The organism is Rhodoferax sp., assembly GCF_012927445.1.
GTDB lineage: Bacteria > Pseudomonadota > Gammaproteobacteria > Burkholderiales > Burkholderiaceae_C > Rhodoferax.
Genome location: NZ_JABBPD010000001.1, coordinates 522,601 through 541,068, shown reverse-complemented (window position 1 = coordinate 541,068; position 18,468 = coordinate 522,601). Strand labels below are relative to the sequence as shown.

Annotated in this window: 20 protein-coding genes and 1 pseudogene; 12 read left to right on the top strand and 9 right to left on the bottom strand. The window is 58.5% G+C overall.

The features are described from left to right. Positions 1 to 90: 90 nt before the first annotated feature. The 4 genes and pseudogenes from HHJ17_RS02540 to HHJ17_RS02525 all read right to left on the bottom strand — a co-directional run. Positions 91 to 258: pseudogene (locus HHJ17_RS02540) on the bottom strand (IS256 family transposase); the annotation flags it as partial. Positions 259 to 291: 33 nt separating this feature from the next. After that, positions 292 to 924: a glutathione S-transferase gene (locus HHJ17_RS02535; RefSeq protein ID WP_296497332.1), complete on the bottom strand. Its 633-nt coding sequence runs from the start codon at positions 922 to 924 to the stop codon at positions 292 to 294. Then, entirely contained in the window at positions 921 to 1,796 is an 876-nt protein-coding gene (gene yghU, locus HHJ17_RS02530) for a glutathione-dependent disulfide-bond oxidoreductase (protein WP_296497335.1), read from the bottom strand. The genes HHJ17_RS02535 and yghU overlap by 4 nt, the downstream gene beginning before the upstream one ends. A 344-nt stretch (positions 1,797 to 2,140) precedes the next feature. Next, positions 2,141 to 2,905, bottom strand: coding sequence for an SDR family oxidoreductase (locus HHJ17_RS02525; RefSeq protein ID WP_296497340.1), 765 nt, complete (start codon positions 2,903 to 2,905; stop codon positions 2,141 to 2,143). 106 nt (positions 2,906 to 3,011) lie between these two features. Between HHJ17_RS02525 and HHJ17_RS02520 the strand changes: the two genes are divergently transcribed. The 4 genes from HHJ17_RS02520 to HHJ17_RS02505 all read left to right on the top strand — a co-directional run bounded on the left by HHJ17_RS02520 (position 3,012) and on the right by HHJ17_RS02505 (position 6,458). Continuing rightward, positions 3,012 to 3,932: a LysR family transcriptional regulator gene (locus HHJ17_RS02520; RefSeq protein WP_296497343.1), complete on the top strand. Its 921-nt coding sequence runs from the start codon at positions 3,012 to 3,014 to the stop codon at positions 3,930 to 3,932. Positions 3,933 to 4,353: 421 nt separating this feature from the next. Next, the gene (locus HHJ17_RS02515; protein ID WP_296497345.1) at positions 4,354 to 5,319 is read left to right on the top strand and encodes an MYG1 family protein; all 966 of its coding nucleotides are present in this window, start codon (positions 4,354 to 4,356) and stop codon (positions 5,317 to 5,319) included. A gap of 18 nt (positions 5,320 to 5,337) precedes the next feature. Further along, a complete protein-coding gene (locus HHJ17_RS02510; protein ID WP_296497348.1) occupies positions 5,338 to 6,129 on the top strand; it encodes an NRDE family protein in 792 nt (263 codons plus the stop codon). Positions 6,130 to 6,182: 53 nt separating this feature from the next. Then, positions 6,183 to 6,458, top strand: a complete 276-nt coding sequence (locus tag HHJ17_RS02505; protein WP_296497350.1) for a hypothetical protein — start codon at positions 6,183 to 6,185, stop codon at positions 6,456 to 6,458. 3 nt (positions 6,459 to 6,461) lie between these two features. On the opposite strand, the gene HHJ17_RS02500 is transcribed toward HHJ17_RS02505, so the two are convergent. After that, complete coding sequence (locus tag HHJ17_RS02500) at positions 6,462 to 7,202, bottom strand: hypothetical protein (protein WP_296497351.1); 741 nt, start codon at positions 7,200 to 7,202, stop codon at positions 6,462 to 6,464. Positions 7,203 to 7,266: 64 nt separating this feature from the next. On the opposite strand from HHJ17_RS02500, the gene HHJ17_RS02495 reads away from it, so the two are divergent. Next, the gene (locus HHJ17_RS02495; RefSeq protein ID WP_296504854.1) at positions 7,267 to 7,503 is read left to right on the top strand and encodes a hypothetical protein; all 237 of its coding nucleotides are present in this window, start codon (positions 7,267 to 7,269) and stop codon (positions 7,501 to 7,503) included. Between the two features lie 141 nt (positions 7,504 to 7,644). Beyond that, the gene (locus tag HHJ17_RS02490; RefSeq protein WP_296504852.1) at positions 7,645 to 8,379 is read left to right on the top strand and encodes a hypothetical protein; all 735 of its coding nucleotides are present in this window, start codon (positions 7,645 to 7,647) and stop codon (positions 8,377 to 8,379) included. Positions 8,380 to 8,521: 142 nt separating this feature from the next. On the opposite strand, the gene HHJ17_RS02485 is transcribed toward HHJ17_RS02490, so the two are convergent. Continuing rightward, on the bottom strand, positions 8,522 to 9,820 hold the full coding sequence (locus tag HHJ17_RS02485; RefSeq protein WP_296497358.1) for a lytic murein transglycosylase: 1,299 nt from the start codon (positions 9,818 to 9,820) through the stop codon (positions 8,522 to 8,524). Positions 9,821 to 10,045: 225 nt separating this feature from the next. On the opposite strand from HHJ17_RS02485, the gene HHJ17_RS02480 reads away from it, so the two are divergent. Next, entirely contained in the window at positions 10,046 to 11,134 is a 1,089-nt protein-coding gene (locus tag HHJ17_RS02480) for a (p)ppGpp synthetase (RefSeq protein WP_296497359.1), read from the top strand. Between the two features lie 19 nt (positions 11,135 to 11,153). Here HHJ17_RS02480 and HHJ17_RS02475 read toward each other — a convergent pair whose 3' ends face one another. Beyond that, a complete protein-coding gene (locus HHJ17_RS02475) occupies positions 11,154 to 12,167 on the bottom strand; it encodes an MBL fold metallo-hydrolase (RefSeq protein WP_296497361.1) in 1,014 nt (337 codons plus the stop codon). Positions 12,168 to 12,549: 382 nt separating this feature from the next. Between HHJ17_RS02475 and HHJ17_RS02470 the strand changes: the two genes are divergently transcribed. Both HHJ17_RS02470 and HHJ17_RS02465 read left to right on the top strand, forming a co-directional pair. Further along, positions 12,550 to 13,053: an Hsp20/alpha crystallin family protein gene (locus tag HHJ17_RS02470; protein ID WP_296497363.1), complete on the top strand. Its 504-nt coding sequence runs from the start codon at positions 12,550 to 12,552 to the stop codon at positions 13,051 to 13,053. Positions 13,054 to 13,090: 37 nt separating this feature from the next. Continuing rightward, entirely contained in the window at positions 13,091 to 13,567 is a 477-nt protein-coding gene (locus HHJ17_RS02465; RefSeq protein WP_296497365.1) for a YbhB/YbcL family Raf kinase inhibitor-like protein, read from the top strand. A 156-nt stretch (positions 13,568 to 13,723) separates the two neighbouring features. Here the strand turns inward: HHJ17_RS02465 and HHJ17_RS02460 are convergent, their stop codons facing one another. After that, complete coding sequence (locus HHJ17_RS02460; RefSeq protein WP_296497370.1) at positions 13,724 to 13,984, bottom strand: DUF2934 domain-containing protein; 261 nt, start codon at positions 13,982 to 13,984, stop codon at positions 13,724 to 13,726. Positions 13,985 to 14,229: 245 nt separating this feature from the next. On the opposite strand from HHJ17_RS02460, the gene HHJ17_RS02455 reads away from it, so the two are divergent. Beyond that, a complete protein-coding gene (locus tag HHJ17_RS02455) occupies positions 14,230 to 15,216 on the top strand; it encodes a hypothetical protein (RefSeq protein ID WP_366557514.1) in 987 nt (328 codons plus the stop codon). 13 nt (positions 15,217 to 15,229) lie between these two features. After that, the gene (prs, locus tag HHJ17_RS02450) at positions 15,230 to 16,189 is read left to right on the top strand and encodes a ribose-phosphate diphosphokinase (RefSeq protein WP_296497371.1); all 960 of its coding nucleotides are present in this window, start codon (positions 15,230 to 15,232) and stop codon (positions 16,187 to 16,189) included. On the opposite strand, the gene HHJ17_RS02445 is transcribed toward prs, so the two are convergent. After that, a complete protein-coding gene (locus HHJ17_RS02445) occupies positions 16,158 to 17,201 on the bottom strand; it encodes a hypothetical protein (protein ID WP_296497374.1) in 1,044 nt (347 codons plus the stop codon). The genes prs and HHJ17_RS02445 overlap by 32 nt on opposite strands. Positions 17,202 to 17,457: 256 nt before the next feature. On the opposite strand from HHJ17_RS02445, the gene HHJ17_RS02440 reads away from it, so the two are divergent. Continuing rightward, complete coding sequence (locus tag HHJ17_RS02440) at positions 17,458 to 18,447, top strand: zinc-dependent alcohol dehydrogenase family protein (RefSeq protein ID WP_296497376.1); 990 nt, start codon at positions 17,458 to 17,460, stop codon at positions 18,445 to 18,447. The last annotated feature ends 21 nt before the right edge of the window (positions 18,448 to 18,468 follow it).

The window sequence follows — 18,468 nt, the reverse complement described above, 5'->3', positions numbered from 1 at the left end:
TTTCCGCTGTCGGCTAGCAGCCATTCAATTTTCGTCACAGGCGGGCGGGTATTCACAAAGGGCCGCTATAGGGAAGTCCAATCGTGAGGTTTAAGGCTTTGGCATCGTTTCCTCGAACTGGACTGCAAACCGGGTCAATGCAGCTTTCCAGTCCCGGAACGGCATCGTCTATCTATTGCTGATGTTGGCCAAGGCCAGATAGCTCAGTTTGAGCAAAGTATCGTCACTGGGAAACGAACCCTGGTTCTTGGTATCTTGCGCAAACGCATGCTCACCGGATCACAAGGTAATCTACAAAGTCATAGCTGGCCGCAGAGCCATCGCCGATCGCCAGCGCAATAGATTGGGATGGCGTTCATCGGGCCTGACCTTGACGATGCGTGCAAAGTCGATGGTCACGACCGCTGCGATGTCAGCGATGCTGAACTGCTGGGCCGCGATGAAGTCGCGATCTTGGAGTCGCTCGTCCAGGTCCACCAGAAATTGGTTCAGCCGCGCCAGCCCGCGCTCAGCCAGTTGGGGAATTTGCGCATAGTTCACCGGCCCAGGCAGGGCGCGGTTCAGCATGGCGGCGGAACCGTTGCGAAATGCCTCAGCAATTGGCAAAAAGCCTTCAAACTCAATACGCCAATGCCAATCCGCAATTTCAGCCTTGTCCATCGGTGTGACGCCAAGCATGGGCGGTAGTGGGAAGCGGGCTTCTAGATAAGCGGCAATCGCCGCATTGCTCGTCAACATGGCGCCCTCGTCAGTACGCAACGCCGGCACCGTGCACTGGGGGTTGATCTTTCGGTAATCTTCACCGAGTTGCTCACACGCTTTCAAATCGACTTGCACTGTGTCGTGGGCGATGCCTTTCTCAGCTAGCAGGATACGTGCGCGACGGGGGCTGGGTGCGGTTGCACAGTCGTAAAGCGTGATCATTTTGAATTCTGCAGCTTGTCTTGGGTGCAGGTATCGAAGTCGCTGGCATCGTGCCGTTCATGCAACTGCGACTCCAGCGGCCCGGTGACGCGGTTGACCATGCGTCCGCGTTGGACTGCCGGACGCTTGGCGATGTCGTCCGCCCAGCGGATCACATGGGTGTACTCATGGACCTGAAGGAATTCTCCAGCGTCATACGCCAGGCCTTTGACCAGCGCCCCATACCAAGGCCAGATGGCCATGTCAGCAATTGTGTAATCGCCGCCGCTGACATAGGGGTTTTCAGCTAGTCGCCGGTTGAGCACATCCAACTGGCGTTTGACTTCCATGGCGAAGCGGTCGATGGCGTATTCGATCTTTGTAGGCGCATAGGCGTAGAAATGACCGAAGCCACCGCCAAGATAGGGTGCGCTGCCCATCTGCCAGAACAACCACGATAGACACTCGGCGCGTTGAGCCGGCTTGCTTGGTAAAAAGGCACCAAATTTCTCGGCAAGGTACAAAAGTATTGAACCGGATTCAAATACCCTGATCGGCTCGGGTGCGCTGTAGTCCAATAGCGCCGGTATCTTGGAGTTCGGATTCACCTCGACAAACCCGCTGCCGAACTGCTCGCCCTGGTTGATGCGGATCAGCCACGCATCGTATTGAGCACCGGCATGCCCCAGAGCGAGCAGTTCCTCCAGCATGACGGTGACTTTGACACCGTTGGGCGTGGCCAGCGAATACAACTGCAGGGGATGTTTGCCCCGCGGCAGTGCAGCCTCGTGCGTTGGCCCGGCAATGGGTCGGTTTATGTTGGCGAACTGACCCCCGTTGGCCTTGTCCCAGGTCCAGACCTTGGGTGGGATGTAAGCGGGCAAATCAGACATAGGAGGGGCTCACTTTCGGGTGCAGGCAATCTTGCATGATATTTCAAGCAATGACTGCACGCTGGCGGACAGTTGGGCATCCGATAACCCGGCCTGGTATCGTCAATTGCGCGAGACAATTCCACCACGTGTAAATAGATGACTATTTAGGCTTGGAATTTGGAGCCTGTTAGAGATGAGCTTTACATTCTGGTCGACCGCAACGCATGTTGAAGTCAGTGGCCAGGGAAATCGGCATTTCTTAGCTCGGTGACTCCAAGATGCTGACTTCAGCCCTTCAACTTTTCATACTGCCCACCCTAGACCGGACTCTCCCCCGTTTGATCTTCCGTGGCGTCGCTGACTCAAACGAACATCCCACCCGATACTTCAATGCGCTGTGCGTTGACCCAGCGGTTATCAGGCGAGACCAACGCGGCCACCATCGCACCGATGTCATCGGCCTCACCCACTCGGCCCAGTGCGGTCTGGGACGCGACAAATGCATTGAGTTGCGGGGTGTCACGCACAGCGCCACCACCAAAATCGGTCGCAATGGCACCGGGTGCCACCGTGTTGACGGCAATACCCCGCGCCCCCAGTTCCTTGGCCATGTAGCGGGTCATGACCTCCACCGCGCCTTTCATGGCGGCGTAAGCGGCGTAGCCCGGCAAGGCAAAGCGTGTCAATCCGGACGACAGGTTGACGATGCGTCCGCCGTCTGCCATCGCCGGGAGCAGCTTTTGCGTCAGAAAGAAGACGCCTTTGAAGTGCACATTGACCAGTTCATCGAACTGGGCTTCGGTGGTGTCCATCAGGCTGGCATAGGTGCCAGTGCCGGCGTTGTTGACCAGCACATGGAAGGTCGTGCGGCCCCATTGCGCCAGCAGCACCTCGCGTACCTGGGCGGCAAAACCTGCAAAACTGCTGCTGTCGGACACATTGAGCGTAAGCGCCACCGCCTTGCGGCCCATGGCTTCAATTTGCGCGACGACATCGTTCGCTTCAGCCTGCTGGCTGCGGTAGGTCAGGATGACGTCATGGCCTTGCCTGGCCAGATGGAGTGCGGTGCTTTTGCCCAGACCACGGCTACCGCCGGAGACCAAAGCGATGGAGGGTGATGTTTGCATGGTGTGATTCCTTGGTGGTTGCGATGACGAATGAAGGGAGTCTATTGATTGCCTTTGTTTGGATAAACATGCTGCATTTGATTTGTTTGTTCTTTAAAATTGAACAATGAGTTTTTTAGATCACATGCTTGTCTTCTCGCGGGTGGCCGAGCTGTCGAGCTTCACCCAAGCGGCAGACAGTCTGGGCTTGCCCAAAGCCAGCGTATCGAACGCGGTGCAGCAGTTGGAAAACCGGCTGGGCGTGCGTTTGCTGCACCGGACCACGCGCAAGGTCGTGCTGACACACGACGGCCAATCGTTTTACGAGCGGTGCAAAGATGCCCTGTCCGACATGGATGAGCTGCAAACCATGTTCCAGCTGCAAAGCTCCAACGCCTTGAAGGGACGCATCCGGCTGGACATGTCGACCGTGGTGGCGCGCCAAGCCGTCTTACCGCGTCTGCCCGATTTGCTGCAACAGCATCCGCAGTTGCAAATGGAGATCAGCAGCACCGAGCGGCGGGTGGATCTGGTACGGGAGGGATTCGACTGCGTCGTTCGCGCCGGCAAAGTGACCGACCCCGGATTAATTGCGCGGCCCGTGGGTGATTTGCGCATGGCCAATTGCGTCAGTCCCGGCTACATCGCGCGGTATGGCGTTCCGCATTCCATCGACGATCTGGCGCAGCACACGCTCGTGCATTACGCCGCAACCCTGGGTGCCAAAGTGACCGGGTTTGAATACACCCAGGGCGGTGAAGACATGGCCCTGCCCATGCACGGTCCGATCACAGTGAACAACGCCGAGGCCTATCAGGCCGCGTGCCTGGCGGGCTTGGGGATGATTCAGGTGCCCTTTGTGGGGGTCCGAGCGTTGATCGCGCAAGGTCAACTGGTGGAAGTGCTGACCGGCTGGCCGGCGCCCCCCATGCCCTTGTCGCTGGTGTACGCCCATCGCAGAAACCTGTCGACCCGCGTGCGGGTGGTCATGGATTGGCTGCACGGCGTGCTGGTGGACTACCTTGCTGAATCGGGCGTTGGGAAGTGAGCTTTGCCCATACACGAAGAGGTTCATACCCACCCACGCGGGAGCTGCCGCACGCGGTTTTCTGCCTTGAGTCGGGTCAGGGTCAGCAGTCGACAATACCTGCTGAAAGGCAACGTGCCCTGGACCCTGCATCGCGACAAGCTGGACCACCTCTGTTTGAAGCCGGCGGCCGAATTACGCGGGGATGTAATGGTTGTGTTCACCCGCTCTATTCATCCGTGCAGTGTGCAATCGCTATGGGAAACTATTCGTCCATGGGCACCAAGCAGTCGGAGGCCAATGGCCGGTACCAGGAAGCCAATCGTGCATTCAACCGGAGTGTTTCATGTGTCGCGTGAATGATTTACTGGCTGTGGCTGCCCTCCCTCAAACGGGTGTTGTAACTGTTGGGGACGGCATGTCTGGCTCTTAAAATCAATCTATGAATGATCACAAAACAATTGCCACACACAGTGGCAGCTTCCATGCCGACGACGTCTTTGGCGTCGGCGTCCTCATGGGCGTATTTCCATTGCACACGTTGGTGCGCACACGCAATAACGAGAAGATTGAGAGCGCTGACTTTGCCGTTGACGTCGGCGGTATTTGGGACGCTGAAACAGGACGCTTTGACCATCATCAACGCAGCTTCAAGGGCGCTCGCCCCGCACGTTTGGTTGAAGGCGAGGAAACCGCGGGTGTGGGTTATGCCAGCGCAGGCTTGGTCTGGTCTGAGTACGGCGGTGCCTACGTCAAGGCGTTGGCAAGCAGCAGTGGGTTTGAGCTCGATGCGCAAGCGCTGGCAGAGATCGCTCGATCCATTGACATGTCTTTGGTGCAGTACCTAGACATCGTGGACACCGGTCAGGGAGATGTCGCCCCCGGTATTTTTGGACTATCGGCTTTGATCGCGCAGCTCAATACCAACTGGATGGAAGAAAAAGGGCTCGATGCAGGGACGAAAGCCCAACTTCAGGAAAGCCGCTTCCGCGAGGCGATGGCGATTACCCGGAAATTACTCGATCGCGCCATCATCAAAAAAGTTTCTCAACTTCGCTCCATGGACATCGTCCGCCAAGCGCCGAAATTGCTGGGCGGCAAGGTGCTCCACCTTCAAGAAGGCGGTATGCCGTGGACGCGCGTGGTGGTGGATGAAATGCCCGAGGTCATGTTCGTCATCTATCCTGATTCGGATGGGGATCAGTACCAGATTAAAACCGTTCCCGTGGAACCCGGATCATTCGTTGCCAGAATGGACTTGCCAGAGAGTTGGGCCGGGCTGCGGGATCAGGAGTTGGCGGCGGTGACGGGCGTGCCAGACAGTGTTTTCTGCCACATGAACTTGTTCATCGGTGGTGCTAAAAGCCTGGATGGCGCCATCCGCCTGGCTGAGTTGGCGCTTCAGTAATCAATTGGCACAGTTGTCATGTGCCTGATTGCTCTCAACTGGCAGCCCCAAGCGCCCGTCCCGCTCATCATCGCCGCCAACCGCGACGAGTTTTACGCACGACCGACCCAGGCATTGCACCGCTGGGCGGACCAACCCATCGTGGCAGGCAAAGACCTGCAGGCGAACGGCACCTGGCTGGGTGTGAGCCTCAGTGGGCGTGTCGCGGCCCTCACCAACTACCGTGATCCGTCCCAAAACCGATTGGGAGCTCCGTCGCGCGGCGATATGACCACCGCATTCCTGAGCGGCTGCGCCACTTGCGAGCAATACCTGGATGCACTCGCCTCGCGGGCAGACGCCTACAACCCATTCAACCTGCTGGTGTTTGATGGTCTGTCGTTGATGGGCTTTGAGAGCCGCCAGCGGCGTGCGTTCAAGCTGCCCGAAGGTGTCAGCGTGGTATCCAACGCCGACTTCAACGTGCCATGGCCCAAAGTGGCCCGTTTGCGCAATGGTTTCACGCAAACTCTGAGGCAGAACGATTTTGATGGTGAAAGCGCTGCTTGCCAACCCGGCATCAACGCCCTGTTTGCGCTCTTATCCGATCGCCGTACGGCGCCAGACGAGAAGCTCCCCCAAACCGGTATCCCGATTGAATGGGAAAAGGCGCTCTCGGCTGAATTTATCCACACACGTGACTACGGCACACGGGCCAGTTCCGTGATGGTGGTCGGACGGAACTGTGCAGACATCGTGGAGCGCAGTTTTAATGTCAATGGCTTCGTAGCTGAAGTCCAGCAACGAATTGACTGGGAACGTCACGCTTGACTCTGGTATTCGCCCCTGTCTGTGGCGTGCATGAAGTGGTTTTATGATGAACCATGTTTAAAATTTACTGGACCGGGGCCAATAACGAAGCTTGCTCTCAAAACGAAGAGCTGCTGACGAATGCGCTAGAAATTGTCAAAGAGAAACGCAATGCTGGATATTCGTTTGTGACCATGGTTGCCGAGGATCCAAACCAGGTTGGGAAACCTGGCGTGGATGCCGTCGTGAATGGGAAAACACCGGATGGCCAGGTCTACGAATGGTCAAAGGCCGGTCGCGCCGGAAAGCCTCGCAAACACGACAAGATTGTTGCCATCAAAGATCACTGACGGCTAGTCAGACGGGTACCACCGACCAGAATCCGGACACACACTGGCCCGTGCGCCGTTCAGCCAGACTTGCTCAGCATCCAGTTGCAACGAGGTCGACGGGTCGACGTCGAAGGCGATTCGAAGTGCGTGCCCGACATTGACATTCTCGATGGGCAACTCCCAGGTCAGGAATATTTGGCTGAAGTCCTGGTCGCAGGGGAAGTCGACCACATTAAAGCCGCCGCTGCGGCGCTCAATGACGGCGTGAGGCTGTCCCGTATCGAAGATCACCACCGTCCCTCTGGCCAGGGGAATTCGATGACCTGTAGCCGGGAAATGCAAGTCCAGCCCCCTGTCCTCGCTCAGGAAGAGATTGCAAAAGGCCATGCCGCCATAGTGTGCGGCGTCATGGTGGTACTTCGCGCCGTGGCAGGCCATCAGGGCGACGTCACAGGAGGCCAGCACGTCCTGCAAACCGAGCATGCGCGTCCAATCGGACACCGCCTGCACACAGAGGCGGTAGTCCGGCCACCGTGCACGCGCTCGCGCCAAAGGCAATGCCTCTACGTCGCCGGGTTCCAGGTCCAACCGAAAGGAAATATCCCTTTCCCAATCTGCCTGCAGTCTTGCAGGGGGTGCCGGCACATCGACCGTGCCTGATAGCACAACATCACTCACGCTTCGACTGCGGATAGCATCGCCAGACCAGAAATAGGAGGTGGGGAGGTCTCGCACACAATGTGGTTGAGGGGGCGGTCTCATCTGGACTAGTGTAATAAGGCTATTCGTTGGCACCTGAGCGCCGCATGTACCGGAAGAGGGACTCTTGTTGGGCGAAAATGGACCGAATATGCATGGCTACAACACGACCGGCAAAGCATCCTCGACTTACTTCAGATTAATGGGGTTGGTGCTGGCACTTCTGCTCTTGCTTTCTGTATTTAACGTGGCGGCGGGCACACTGCTAGCGGGCAAGGTCATTGGAGTTCTTGACGGCGACACCATTGATGTACTGGACGTGAGTAAAACAAGCCACCGTATTCGGTTAATTTGGATAAAGTGAAGTCCGGATTTGCATGGCATTACAAACAATACGCATCAAAGCAATCCGTCCGCGACCGTTCTCTGTATGCCATCGCGGAAGAAAAAGCCCATAGTTCACATTTGTAATTTCCCCAACAAACTTACCTGAAGATTAACAACCATGGTCATTGAGGCAATATCAGACAATTCGTTGGTAGACCCCATATTCGCATCCTTGGCCGCCCAAGGATTGAACCTGTCCGCCGTTTTTTCGTTGGAATCGTTGCCCCCCGAGGTGCTGGCCACGCTGGCTTTGACCGACGATGAGCGCGGGCGGTTTCGGCAACTTATCCTGATTGGGCATCGGGGGCGCGACTTTTGGACCGCACTACAGCGTCGTGGCATGCACGGCGCCCATCCCATGGACCAGTTTGTGACCGAGCGCATTGCCGCCTGGATGGAAGGGCCGCTACAAGGACATGGGTGGCGCCAGGTGTTCCCGGGCCCGCAGCCGGTGGGCTTGCAGCGTCTGGGCGCACTGGCTGGCTGGCATCATCCGTCACCGTTCTGGGTGGGGGTGGATGCCGAATGGGGCAGCTGGTTTGCATATCGTGCGGTGGTGCTGGCCGATACCCAGCTAGCGCTGACGCCTCGCCGCGAGACTCCTTCACCCTGCGATACCTGCACCGACAAGCCTTGCATCGGAGCCTGTCCAGCTGGGGCGTTGGCCAGCGAGCGAACGGGGTCATGGCGATTACAGGCTTGTCTGGATTTTCGCAAGCAACCCGATTCACCTTGCCAGGACCGATGCCTGGCGCGCAACGCTTGCCCGGTGGGAGAGGGTCATCGCTATGCGGACACACAGGTCGCTTACCACTACCTGCATTCGATGCGCGCAATTCGGGAACGCTATTGAGGTTTCGGTCATCTCGACGAGGTGATCAGCTACTGCGACTCGATTCAAGAAAGGTGACCATGGAGGCTTTTCTTTGAGTCAAACGTTACCTCGGGAACATCCACTTCGGTACTGAATTGCCTCAAGCAGCGCTGCCGTCGCTTCACTGCAGGCGCTGCAGCAGGTCCAGGGTCGGATAGCCATCTGCTGGCAGGCCCAGGCTGCGCTGGTAGCGACGAAGGCCGCGCTGCGTGGCCGGGCCCATCGTGCCGTCGGGCGTACCGCTGTCGAAGCCATGTACGTTCAAGGCCGTCTGCAGCGCCAGCAACTGGCTGCGCGACAGCAGTTGCAAATCGCGCGGCCAGGGTGCCTGCGTCGAGGGGCCACCGGCCAGCTGTTGCGCCAGCAGGCCGACAGCGAGCGCATAGCTGGTCGAGTTGTTGTAGCGCAGGATCGTGCGGAAGTTGGGTCCGACCAGATAGGCCGGCCCGCGCGCGCCGGCGGGAAGCAGGATTGAGCTGTCGGCCAAGGCCGGCAGCGGTGCGCCGTCCATCGACTGCACACCCTCGTCCGTCCATTGGGTCGTCGACTGTCGCACGTCGGCGTCGGCGCGCGCATAGTCAAATCCCGGCGGCAAGCGCACTTCAAGCCCCCACGGCTGGCCGACCTGCCAGCCGGAGCTGGCCAGGAAGTTGGCGGTCGAAGCCATCACATCGGCAAGGCTGTTCCAGATGTCGCGTCGGCCATCGCCATCGGCATCGACCGCATAGGCCAGAAAGTTCGATGGCAGGAACTGCGTCTGGCCCATCGCGCCGGCCCACGAACCGATCATCTGCGCGCGGTCGATGTCACGGTTCTGCAGGATTCTCAATGCGGCGAGCAACTGGCCACGCGCCCACGCCTCGCGTCGGCCCTCGAAACCGAGCGTCGCCAAGGCGTCGATGGTTGGGATGTCGCCCACAAAATTGCCGTAATTGCTTTCCATGCCCCAGATCGCGACAAGGACCTCGGCCGGGACGCCGTAGCGCGCCGCTATGGGCTCGACAACGGGGCGCAGTTGCAGCAGCTTATCCTGGCCACGGGCGATTCGCTGCGTCGACAGCGCGTTGTCGAGGTAGTCCCATACCGCGCGGGTGAACTCGGGCTGCGCCCGATCCAACTCGATGATGCGGGGGACGAAGCGGACGTTGTCGAAGGCGATTTGGAGCGTGGCCTCGTCGATGCCGGCTGCGCGTGCGCTGGTGCTGAACTCGGCCACCCAGCGGGCAAACTTCTGGCTGTGTTCGACATCAATGGATCCGGCTCGCGTCGCGTTTGCTTCAACCGTTGAGGCAGCCGGTGTCTTGGTTTCGACCGATGGGACGGAAGCGCAACCCGCAACCGCGAAGATCGCCAGCAACGAGGGAACAAGCCAGCCGCGAGCTGGCACTGAAAAACGGGAGGGTGTTTGCATGTGGTCCATTCTCGTCGTTCTATCGAATCAGGGGAGCGGACGCCCTCGGTACCGAGTTTTTCGCGACTCTTGGTTCGTTGTGTTGAGTGGACGGAGTAGGTCGATTGCAACTGAAGGACCAGTCGTTCGCGCTGAAGTAGTCTCGGGCGGCGTGAACGGTGCTGAGGCGTATGGCAAAATCTTCTAAAAATCCCACCCGCTTTTTTTCACGTCATTTAACTTCGGCTTCAGACCATGGCATTACTTGATTTCGAACAGGAAGAGTTGGAATTCAAAGCCTTCCATGCGGCCCATGAGGCTTTGCTGAAGACCATCTGCGGCGGCCTGCAACTGAAAATAGCGGACTTACTTCATGGCCACCAGGGGCTGCAGATCTCGAAGATTGAAGGTCGAGTCAAGGACAGTGATGAGTGCATCCGGAAGTTTTCCGGTAAGTACCGCAACGCGCTGGAAGAGCAGAACCAGCTCTTTGCCATCAAAGACCACATCACCGACCTGCTCGGCATTCGGATCGTTTGCCTGTATGAAGATGAAATCTGGCAAATTGCAGATCTGGTACGACCCAGCTTCGGCGTCATCGAGATCACCGACAAGATTGCCAAGGTAGAGCAGACCGACGACTTCTTCGGATACAAGGGTCTTCACCTGGACTTGGCCTTCAGCACGGCCGATGCGGGTGTTGCTGTCGACACGATCTTGCCGGTGAGGCAGTTCGAGTTGCAGGTGCGCACGATCATCCAGGACTCCTGGAGCGTGCTGGACCACAAGATCAAATACAAGAAGTCCATCCCAGGGCCGCTCAAGCGCCGCATCAACGTGCTGTCTGCGCTCTTCGAACTGGCTGATCGTGAGTTTCGCCAGATCCGCGATGAGACGGAGGCGGGCTTGCAGTCTGCGCCCGATGAAACCGCCTTGCAAGATTCCCCCATTGAGATGCCGGTGCTGGCGCAGGATGGCTATGTCAAAGGTGAGCTGAACGCATTCACCTTCCTCAAGATTGCGAATCATTTTTTCAAAGATTTCGTCTTTGAGCCCTACAAGGTTGACGGCTTTGTGGAAAGCATTAAGGATTGGTCGCCGGACATCACACGCCCTGAGTTCAATTCAATCGTGCGGCAAAAGATCGGGGTGGTGAAACGCTATAAGCAGTTCTTTGAAGAACGCAACGAGAACCTCAATTTCAACCCCTACACGGTGATCCGTCATTGCCTGTACCTGGGTGACAAAATGGTCTTCAACCGCGCTTTGCAACGGAAAGCGCAAGAGACCTTCGATGCCTGGCTGGCCCAGAACATGCCCGTCGAGAAGTGCGCTGAGGCCTGACCAAGCCTCCTCCGCCCCCTTAAGAGGGGCCGGTCCGCGCCGCTTCGAGTTCCCCGCGCAATTCCGCCTCGCGGTCTGCGTAGCGTGGCGAAAAATGAAACGGAATGACAAGTCTGGCGTCGGCCTCACGCGCGATGTGGCCCGCCTGCCGCGCGGTGAGATGATGCTTTCGGGCCGCATGATCGGCATCCTGGTCGAGAAACACGCATTCGATAAAAAGCTGTGCCGAGCCCGCTGCCAGCGCCACGATGCGGCGTACGTTGTCCGAGTGAAAAGCAACGTCGGTCACGTAGCAGATCTTCATGCCCGGCACCAGTCGCAAGACTGCGGCCTTGAGCGGCCCAAGGGGGAAAACACGCTCCTGCTCGCCGTTGTGGTCGCACCACCTGGCTCGCACCGGTGTCGCGTCGGATGCGTTACGCGCCACTGCATCCTTCAGTTCCTTCAGCCACGGCCCGACTCCAAGCCCGAACTCGGTCAGCCGGTTCTTCCACACGTTGACGTGGGTCTTCTCCTCGATCGCGAAGCCGAGGCAGGGCGTGCCGTGGTCGAGATACGCCGCGCGAACGCGGAAAGCCGGTTCATCAAGCAGCACGCCGTCGTGAAGGTGCCGGGCCTCAAACGGCTCACATTGAAAATGCTTGTGGCAGCGCAGGCGTGAGCCGCGGGCCTGCCAGCTGGAGTCGACCTCCCAGACATCGACCGCAAAGTCACCGGGATAGTTTTCGACCAAGTTCCAGGTGTAGCCAGCAAGCTTGTGCGCAACCTGAGCCGCAAAACCGGGCGGGCCGTACAAACGGATACTTTTGGCGCGGCCAAGACAGATGCGAAGCAGCCGGTCGAAACCAAAAAAGTGGTCCATGTGGGTGTGAGAGACGAACACATCCGAAATTCGCAGTATCTTTTTCGGGGGCAGCACCGTGAGATCGCCGAGATCGAACAACAGGGCCCGTTTCTCGAACTTGAAATCGACATAGAGTCCGGGGTCGCCGAACGGATCATTCACGAGTTCGGGTCTGAATATCGGGCGCATGACGGCAAGTTCTATTTGGACGGTATCCAGAATCGTTCAGGCGGGAGGCGCGTGACGGTGCCAGATGAGCTCGCCGTTGCGCCATACATTCCTCATGCGGTGATAGGGTAAACAGATGCGAATTCATGGTGCGCTTCGGGATGGCAGATTCTTTGAGAAAAATCAACTGATTTGTTTTCGGAATTCCTGACGCAGCTCGCTCGACCAGGTAAGTTGTGGGTGCTATTTGCTTGGGCATTGCACTTGTGAAATATCAAACTTCCGATCCCTCCGCGTTATAGAGTCAAATTATTCTGCGGCTGTAGTCGTTCAGGGGGTACAGGACTGCACTGACAAGTCGAGACCGCGGACTGGATCAATAATATTCTCTTGGGAAATGGCCATGATGAACTCCTTGAAGCAGACCGGAATAAACATCGGGCGCGAAATTACCCGTGCTTGGGAAAGCCTGTCGGAAGGCTGGCACGAATTGCTCAGCCGCAGCAGCGATGCGCTCACTCATTTCACGCGCCACAAGGACAGCGAGCAACCGACCGACAACGCACTGGCCACCTTTCCGCGCTGGAGTTTGCTCGCGGGAGAGATGGAAGAAACCGGCAAGGACGTGGTGGTGCGGGTTGAATTGCCCGGTATGGACAAGGATGATTGCATCATCAGCATCGAAGGCAACGTCCTGCATCTGCGTGGTGAAAAGCGTTTTGAGCGCGAAACCAGTGACAGCACCTACCATGTCATGGAACGTGCTTATGGTGCGTTTCAACGCTCGATCCCCTTGCCGCGCAATGTGAACATCGAGCAGGCTGAGGCCAGTTTCAAGAACGGTGTGTTAACCGTGCGCCTGCCCAAGGAGGGCCGTGACAAGTCCACGTCCATTCCGGTTTCATGAGGCTTGCCGGCGGCACAACGAGTAGGGAACCCAGGTCATGGCGCTCACGCTCACATCCACATCATTCCAGCACCAGGGCATGATTCCGTCTCGGCACACCTGCGAGGGTTCTGATCTGTCACCGCCGCTGTCCTGGGTGGGGGTACCCGACAACACGCAAAGTCTGGTCTTGATCGTAGATGACCCGGACGCGCCAGACCCTCAAGCGCCAACCATGACCTGGGTGCATTGGCTGCTTTACAACCTGCCGCCGCAGGCCACCGGGTTGACAGAAGGCCTGGTGGCCCAAAATCTGCCGGCGGGCACGCTGCAGGGGCTCAATGATTGGCATCGCGCGGGCTATGGCGGACCCTGTCCGCCAATGGGTCGGCATCGGTACTTTCACAAACTGTTTGCACTGGACACCCGACTGCCTGACCTGAAAAATCCGGGTAAGGCCGCGCTGGTGCAGGCCATGCAGGGCCATGTTCTGGCGCAGGCCGAATTAATTGGCTTGTATCAGCGGCGGGCGTGACCGTTGGCGTGGCTGGCGATGCGGTCTATCAAGTTTTTTTGACACCTGTTTCTAATCTTGGACATCCTGGAAAGGCGTAGTTACCGTGCCGCCCGGCACCCAACCCAATGCGGTGTTGCGGCTGCAAAAGAACGGCAAGCCGGCCGCGCCCAGAGACTAAGACGACTGGATATTTGGGGTGCTCATCTTGTCAACCTGCGCTTCCGCCTGCAGCCAATCATCGAGTTCATTGCCGTTCTCACCACTGCGCGCTTCATAGAAGTAATAAGCCGTCTGGCGAATCAATTCGTGGCGGCCATTGCTGGAAGCAAGGTCTTTCGGTACGGCTGTGCCATTGCCTTTTACCGAAGAGCGCGCCGTTTTCTTCTTGGGTGCAACGTCATGCGCTGCAGGGATTGCAGTTTGCTGGTGCTTCATCTTGTGCCTCGTAGATGTGTCAATCACGGTCTGGCCATCGTGTCGCAGCTACAGCCGAACACGCAACAAGAGTAGTGGCTTCCTCAATACGGGCCTTGAGTATCCTCAAGTGGTGCGTAGACAGGGTCTGCAGTCGGGATGGCGCACCATCGGTGACTTGACTTTTCGCAATACTGGCACGGCGACCTTGTTTGAGACTGAAGCAAGTGGACGTTACGGATAGCAATAACAAGGATATCGCGCTCATGGCAATGCACATCGATATCTGCAATGGCGACGCCGATGGCCTGTGTTCCGTCGTGCAATGGCGCTTGCATGAGCCGCGGGCTACCCGTTTGATCACCGGTTTAAAGCGTGACATAGAACTGCTTGCGCGCGTGCAGGCTGCGCAAGGTGATGCGTTGCTGGTGTGTGATATTTCCATGCAGCGCAACCGCCAGCCCCTGATGCGCCTGCTTGAGGCGGGTGTGTCGGTGCGCTATTTCGATCATCACAAGGTGGACCAGATTCCGGTTCATCCGCTGCTTGACGCCCACATTGATGTGGCCAGCGACACCTGTACCAGCCTGCTGGTGGACCGTTATCTCAATGGGGAATTTCGGGCATGGGCGGCGGTGGGTGCATTTGGCGACAACCTGACCGCGGTGGCCGAAAGCCTGGCGGTAACGCTGGGCTTGTCTTTTGAGGATCGCCGGCGTCTGCAATCCTTGGGCGAATCGATCAACTACAACGCCTACGGTGACAGCGAACAGGATGTTCACATTTCGCCAGCGCATTTGTATGACATTCTGGTTCGCTACCGCGACCCGTTGAATTTTCTAAAACAGGAGGTCATCGGACAGGAGCTTGAGGCCCTGCGGCAAGATGATATGCAACGGGCGCAAGCCTTGCCCCCCTATCTGCAGGATGCCCGCGTCAGCGTCTACTTGTTGCCGGACGCCCCGTGGGCCCGACGGGTGTCTGGCAGCCTGAGTAACTATTTTGCGAGTGCGCAGCCGCTGCGTGCCCACGCGGTACTCAAAGCCAGGGCAGCAGGCGACTTTGAGGTCAGTGTGCGGGCGCCGCTGCATGCCCCGGGCGGAGCGGCAGAGTTTTGTCGTCGATTTGGCGGTGACGGGCGGGCGGCGGCGGCAGGCATCGATCATCTGCCGGCCGATCAATTGGAGCGATTTATAGCGGCGATTTCAGCGAACCGCTGGGGCGATGTGCCGACAGAGCCTGACGCTCGCTAACGAGGCTTTGTGCATGTTGCTCTATTCGCTGGACTTGGACGACACGTTTGCACAAGGATTGGCTGACCATCTGGGTATCACGCTGGCGGCCCTTGAGAACCGCAGCTTTGAAGATGGGGAGCACAAGCTCAGGCCATTGCTTGATCCCCGCGGCGAGGATGTTTTTGTGATTCACAGCCTGCATGGTGACCCCCAAAACAGCCCGCATGACAAGCTCTGCCAGCTTTTGCTGTTTATCGCCACGCTGCGTGAACACGGCGCGGCGCGGGTCACGGCCGTGGTGCCTTATCTTGCCTACGCCCGCAAGGACCGGCAGACCAAACCCTTTGATCCGGTTTCGCTGCGGTATGTCGCCCAACTGTTCGATGCGGTCGGCACCATGCAATTGATCGTGCTGGAGGCCCACAATGTGGCCGCGTTCCAGAATGCCTTTCGTTGTCCGACGATTCACCTTGAAGCGCACCATGCCTTTGACTCGGTGGCGTGCGAACTGGTCGGTCATGAGGCGCTGGCAGTGGCATCCCCCGATCCCGGTGGTGTCAAACGTGCCCAACTATGGCGTGAGTCGCTGGAAACGAAGCACCTGCAACCGGTTGGTTTTGCCATGGTTGACAAGCGCCGTAGTGCCGGGGTGGTCAGTAGCGAAAACCTGGTGGCGGGTGATGTGGCTGGTATGACGGTGTTGTTGCTGGACGATCTCATCGCCAGCGGTGACACCATGCGGCGCGCGGCTGTGGCATTAAGGCGCGCGGGTGCGCGGGAGGTTGTGGCCTTTGCGGCCCACGGTCTCTTTACCGGACCCGCGGCGCAGGCCCTGGCGGATGACAGTATTGCAAGAATTGTCGTGACGGACAGCGTGCCTCCCTTTCGGCTGCCACTGGCCAGTGCGGTGCGCAGCAAGCTGTCTATTGTTTCTGCTGCGCCGCTGTTTGCCCAGGCGATCAAGGCTTGTCATGGTGCCTGGTCGAGATGAAGGCATCGGTGGCCGTCAACGCGTGCGCGAGGTAGCGCTCGGCCAGGGGTGGCCACTTGTCCGGTGAGCGTGGTTGCGGGTCAAGCAAATGGGCCATGGCAAGCCGGGCACGCAACAGCGCACTGTGCGCCGTATAAAAATACAGCAGGGCCGGGGGGGGATGGTCATTCAGCGCCTGGGCAATACCTGCGACAAGGCGTGGACCAATCCACGGAGCCCCGGCCATGTCGCATTCCAGACTCAGATAAGCAATTTCATCAAACGGATCGACGTGACGCAATTGCGGGTTGAATTCCAGGCAATCAATCACCACCGGCGGCTGCAGCAGGAAAACATGATCGGGGCGCAGATCACCATGCCCATCCAGTACATGGTGGCCGGCCGCACGCGCCCAAAGAAGGTCTACACCCTGGGATAGCAGCACATCAAAACGGTCCATCGCCAGCGCTGCATCGCGAAGCTGGAACTGGGGGCGCAGCAACACCTCGCGGTTGGACGCCTGCTCATACTGAAAGCGTGCCATGTAGTCATTCGCGCTGATGGGGACGCGGAAGGTTGTCCGATAAAACGTGCCCAGCACGTCAACCAAAGCTTCCATGTCTTGGGGTGCGACTTGGTGGGTGGCTATCAGTTGCAAAAGCATGCGCTGCAAGGGCAGTCGCTGCATCACGACCAGCCAGTCGACGGTCTCGCCCGGGGCGGGCAGCTGGGCGTCCGGCACCAGCGCGAAGGCGCCATCTTGCATTTTCAGTGCGACCACGCCGAGATAGATGCCCGGTGCCATGCGTGCATTCAGCCGGACTTCTTCGCGGCAATAAAACTCACGCGCCTTCAGGGTGGTGAAATCGAGAAAGGGAAAGCAAACTGGCTTTTTGAGCTTGAACACGCGTTGCTCCACCAGAAACACCCATGACATATGAGTTTCGATGCACTCCAGATGCACGCCGGATTCGCCGTAGCTTTGCGGCGCTTGCAGGAACTTCAGCTTGGCTTCAAGGTCGGGAAGATGCATGGCAGCCTTACAGACCCGCTTGGTTAGCGGCTGGCGGTGATCGGTGTCAAGATCAATGTTTTTCGTGTCATGGTTCGCTCCTCTTGAAGGCATCGCGCGAAGTCAAAAAACTCCTGTCTGAATGCTAGGTCAAGCAATGGGGGGCCACTTGAGAAGTATCACCTTGGCCTTGTTTGCTGCGAGTACCCTGCGGCTTTCAAACGATTTCGCTTGGGGATGTGAAGTGGATACGAAAAAGCCGTGGGGAGTTCGTCGTATGCGGGCCATGACCCTGGGCGCGCCGGGGCAGCCGCTGATCCTTGCCGATTTGCCAATGCCGGTACCGGGACCGCACGACCTACTCCTCCAAGTACTCGCCTGTGGCGTCTGTCGCACCGATCTGCACATTGTTGATGGGGAGCTGCCGGCGCGGCCTCCTGGCACCGTGCCGGGGCATGAGGTGGTCGGCCGCGTGGCGGCGGTGGGTCAGTTGGCGACCCGTTTTCAACTGGGTGACCGAGTGGGCGTTCCCTGGCTGGGCGGCACCTGTGGCCACTGTGCCTATTGCGCAGGCGGCCGGGAGAACTTATGTGACCAGCCGGTGTTCACCGGATATGACCGCCCGGGTGGTTTTGCCGACTACGTCGTTGCCGATGAACGTTTCTGTTTTTCTCTGCCGGATCGCTATGACGACGTGCATGCGGCGCCGTTGTTGTGCGCTGGCTTGATCGGCTATCGAGCCTACCGCCTGTCGGGCGTTGCAGGGGCCATGCGGCTTGGACTGTATGGGTTCGGGGCGGCGGCCCACATCATCTGCCAGATCGCCGTGGCCCAAGGGCAGCAGGTCTATGCCTTTGTGCGTCCGGGTGATCTGCGCGGCCAGCGTTTTGCCCGGCAGTTGGGGGCCTGCTGGGCGGGCTCTTCCGACACGCAACCGGACGTCAACCTGGATGCGGCGCTGATTTTTGCCCCCGTTGGGTCGCTGGTCCCCACTGCCCTGCGTGCCATCCGAAAGGGCGGGGTGGTGGTGTGTGCCGGTATCCACATGAGTGACATTCCATCGTTTGAATATGCCCTGCTGTGGGGTGAGCGCAGTGTCCGCTCGGTCGCCAATTTGACCCGGGAAGATGGTGAGAACTTCTTCTCGCTGATTGAACGGTATCCGGTGACGACCCATGTGCAGCCGTTTGCGTTGGCACAAGCCAACGAGGCCATTGCGGCCGTGCGATCCGGCATGGTAGAGGGTGCGGCCGTGCTCGTACCGTGAAGGATGCCCGACGGCTCCCAT

Bases quoted from the DNA above. Each gene is read 5' to 3' on its own strand.
- HHJ17_RS02440 (WP_296497376.1), top strand. From the start codon at position 17,458: ATGCGGGCCATGACCCTGGGCGCGCCGGGGCAGCCGCTGATCCTTGCC.
- HHJ17_RS02525 (WP_296497340.1), bottom strand. From the start codon at position 2,905: ATGCAAACATCACCCTCCATCGCTTTGGTCTCCGGCGGTAGCCGTGGT.
- HHJ17_RS02470 (WP_296497363.1), top strand. From the start codon at position 12,550: ATGATGAACTCCTTGAAGCAGACCGGAATAAACATCGGGCGCGAAATT.
- HHJ17_RS02465 (WP_296497365.1), top strand. From the start codon at position 13,091: ATGGCGCTCACGCTCACATCCACATCATTCCAGCACCAGGGCATGATT.
- HHJ17_RS02520 (WP_296497343.1), top strand. From the start codon at position 3,012: ATGAGTTTTTTAGATCACATGCTTGTCTTCTCGCGGGTGGCCGAGCTG.
- prs (WP_296497371.1), top strand. From the start codon at position 15,230: ATGTTGCTCTATTCGCTGGACTTGGACGACACGTTTGCACAAGGATTG.
- yghU (WP_296497335.1), bottom strand. From the start codon at position 1,796: ATGTCTGATTTGCCCGCTTACATCCCACCCAAGGTCTGGACCTGGGAC.
- HHJ17_RS02500 (WP_296497351.1), bottom strand. From the start codon at position 7,202: ATGAGACCGCCCCCTCAACCACATTGTGTGCGAGACCTCCCCACCTCC.
- HHJ17_RS02475 (WP_296497361.1), bottom strand. From the start codon at position 12,167: ATGCGCCCGATATTCAGACCCGAACTCGTGAATGATCCGTTCGGCGAC.
- HHJ17_RS02480 (WP_296497359.1), top strand. From the start codon at position 10,046: ATGGCATTACTTGATTTCGAACAGGAAGAGTTGGAATTCAAAGCCTTC.
- HHJ17_RS02505 (WP_296497350.1), top strand. From the start codon at position 6,183: ATGTTTAAAATTTACTGGACCGGGGCCAATAACGAAGCTTGCTCTCAA.
- HHJ17_RS02455 (WP_366557514.1), top strand. From the start codon at position 14,230: ATGGCAATGCACATCGATATCTGCAATGGCGACGCCGATGGCCTGTGT.
- HHJ17_RS02485 (WP_296497358.1), bottom strand. From the start codon at position 9,820: ATGGACCACATGCAAACACCCTCCCGTTTTTCAGTGCCAGCTCGCGGC.
- HHJ17_RS02460 (WP_296497370.1), bottom strand. From the start codon at position 13,984: ATGAAGCACCAGCAAACTGCAATCCCTGCAGCGCATGACGTTGCACCC.
- HHJ17_RS02445 (WP_296497374.1), bottom strand. From the start codon at position 17,201: ATGCATCTTCCCGACCTTGAAGCCAAGCTGAAGTTCCTGCAAGCGCCG.
- HHJ17_RS02490 (WP_296504852.1), top strand. From the start codon at position 7,645: ATGGTCATTGAGGCAATATCAGACAATTCGTTGGTAGACCCCATATTC.
- HHJ17_RS02515 (WP_296497345.1), top strand. From the start codon at position 4,354: ATGAATGATCACAAAACAATTGCCACACACAGTGGCAGCTTCCATGCC.
- HHJ17_RS02510 (WP_296497348.1), top strand. From the start codon at position 5,338: ATGTGCCTGATTGCTCTCAACTGGCAGCCCCAAGCGCCCGTCCCGCTC.
- HHJ17_RS02535 (WP_296497332.1), bottom strand. From the start codon at position 924: ATGATCACGCTTTACGACTGTGCAACCGCACCCAGCCCCCGTCGCGCA.